Here is a 2,631-nt window from a genome sequence, read left to right on the forward strand (position 1 = left end):
CGGCCCGGAGGCTCCTGCTGCTCGGGCTCAAGCAGCACGGCGAGTCCGATGCCGAGGCGCTCGCCGCCGTCGCCTTCCTCTCGGTTCCGGCCGTCCGCGCCCACCTCGCCGGCCTCGCCCGCCTCGGCCTCGTCGAAATCACCCGCCGCCCCTCCGGCCCCGGCCGCCCCCGCAACCGGTATGCCCTCACCCCGCGCGCCGAAGCCCTCTTCCCCCAGGGCTACGCCCGCCTCGCCGAAATCCTCCTCGAGGCAGCATCAACCGACCCGGCGACCCGCAGGTCCGTCTTCCGCGCCGCCCTCGCGCGCCAGCTCCGCCGCGCCGCCGAAATCCTTAACGCTCCCGAACCGCGCGGTCGCCTCGAACAGCTCAAGAGCCTCTTCGAAACCCTCGGCTACTACCCGGTCCTCGAAACCGAGCCAGGAGGCCGTGCCCGGCTCATCCTCCGCCACTGCCCGTTCATCGAAGTCGCCAGCGGCCACCCCGAAATCTGCGAGGTCGAACGCCAGGTCATCCAGCTCGCCGTCCCCGGCGGCCGCGTCGAACGCACCTGCAGCCGCTCCGGCGGGGCCGCCTCCTGCGCCTATTCTCTGCAAAGTTTCCGCTAATCTCCTTCGAAAACTTCGACACGGTCGCCATAGCTGCATCCTGACGGTATCGTTGCCTCCCGTGTTGGGGAGCGAAACGCCCGGCGGCGGCAGCCTCGAATACCTGAGCCCCACCCGCCAGGCCCTTGTGATGGCCATCAAAGTGCTCGGCGAGGCGTCGACCGAAGAGCTTGCCCGCGAGACGTACCTCTCTCCCGGCGCAGTCCGCCAGCACCTGCTCTCCCTCGAGGCCCAGGGGCTCGTCGCCTTCACCCGTGTCCGGGTTGGGCCGGGACGCCCCCGCCACGTCTTCCGTCTCACGCCCCAGGGCGAAGCCCTCTTCCCCAACCAGTACGCCAGCATCGCCGCCTCCCTGCTCGCCGCACTGCGCGGCGAACCGCCGCCCACCTTCGAGCGCGTCATCGGATCCTTTACCGAGTCCCAGGCCGCGAGCGCACGCCAGCTCCTGCCCGAGACGGGCCCGGACCCCCTGTCGGGCATCTACCAGCTGCTGGAACGGTTCGGCTATTACCCCCGGCTCGAACTCTCGCCGGGCGAAGCGCCCGCAATCCGCCTCCGCCACTGCCCCCTGCTCCAGCTCGCCACCGAAGTGCCCGAGCTCTGTGACGCCGAGTGCCGTGTCCTCCAGGCCCTCGTGCCCGAGTACACCGTCACCCGCACCGAGCACCGCCTCGCCGGCGACCCCCTCTGCACGTACCAGTTCGATCCCAACCCCTGACCCGTTTCCCTGCGTCGATTGCCCGAATGGCCCACGCCATCGGGCCGTTCGGCCGTCACCACCTGCCGGACTGAACCGTTAGCTTCACGCAAACCACCAGCCCGGAGGACGGCGTGAAGTTCCACTGGTTCAACCTCATGCCTTATCCCTACCTCCCCGATGACTTCCGCCAGGCGCACCGCAGCGTCTGGGTCGATGTCGATTCCCGCCTCTACGACCCGGTCAAGGGTCACCGTATCTACAACGACTACCTCGACCTCCTCGAATTTGCCGCTGACCTCGGTTTCGATGGCATCGGCGTCAACGAGCACCACGCCAACGCCTACGGTCTGATGCCGTCCCCCGCGCTCATGGCCGCCACCCTCGCCCGCCGCACGCGTGACGTGTCCATCGTCCTCCTCGGCATGTCGATCGCCCTCTACAACCCGCCCACCCGCGTCGCCGAGGAGATGGCCATGCTCGATGTCATCTCTGGCGGCCGCCTCATTGCAGGCTTCCCCGTGGGCACGAGCATGGACACCAACTATGCCTTCGGCGTCAACCCGGCCACCCTCCGCGAGCGTTACCAGGAGAACCACGACCTCATCCTTCGCGCCTGGCAGGACCCCGACGTCTTCGCCTGGAACGGCCGCTTCAACAAGCTCCGCTACGTCAACATCTGGCCCCGACCGATCCAGAAGCCCCACCCGCCCATCTGGATCCCGGGCGGCGGCTCCATCGAAACGTGGGATTTCTGCGCCGAGCGGGGCTACAACTACTCCTACCTCTCCTTCTCGGGCTTCAAGCGCGGCGCCCAGCTCCTCAACGGCTTCCACGAACGCGTCCAGGCCCTCGGCAAGCCGTTCAACCCCTACCAGGCCTCCTTCGCCCAGCAAATCATCGTGGCCGAATCGGAGGCCGAAGCCGAGGAAAGCTACTTCTCCCACGCCAGGTACTTCTTCGAACGCTGCCTCCACATCTATCCCGGATTCGCCGATGCCCCCGGTTACCGCACCGAAGCCACCATCCGGGCGGGCCTCAAAGCCCAGGTCGCCGGGGTTTCCTCCGGCGGCGCAGTCGGCAAGTCCTTCCGCCAGTGCGTCGACGAAGGCTTCCTCGTGGCCGGCACCCCCGACCAGGTCACCGAGCAGATGGAGCACCTCATCACCTCCCTCAAGATCGGCCACGTCTTCTGCCTCCTCCACATCGGCGATATGCCCCGCGAGAAATGCGAAAAGAGCACCCGCCTCTTCGCCGAAAAGGTCATGCCGCGCCTGCGCCACCTCTGGCAGGACTACGAAGACCACTGGTCGCCCCGGCCGCTCC

At 67.9% G+C, this 2,631-nt stretch carries 3 protein-coding genes; all 3 read left to right on the forward strand.

Translation table 11 applies throughout. The annotated features are described in order from the left end of the window. Positions 1-608: hypothetical protein (locus VAE46_RS11825; RefSeq protein ID WP_322797142.1), on the forward strand; the 608-nt coding region annotated here is incomplete at its 5' end. 64 nt (positions 609-672) lie between these two features. Beyond that, entirely contained in the window at positions 673-1,326 is a 654-nt protein-coding gene (locus tag VAE46_RS11830; protein ID WP_322797143.1) for a helix-turn-helix transcriptional regulator, read from the forward strand. 113 nt (positions 1,327-1,439) lie between these two features. Beyond that, positions 1,440-2,631 (forward strand): LLM class flavin-dependent oxidoreductase (locus tag VAE46_RS11835; protein WP_322797144.1); only part of this gene is annotated, 1,192 nt, incomplete at its 3' end.

This window comes from Tepidiforma sp., assembly GCF_034433535.1.
Taxonomy (GTDB): domain Bacteria; phylum Chloroflexota; class Dehalococcoidia; order Tepidiformales; family Tepidiformaceae; genus Tepidiforma.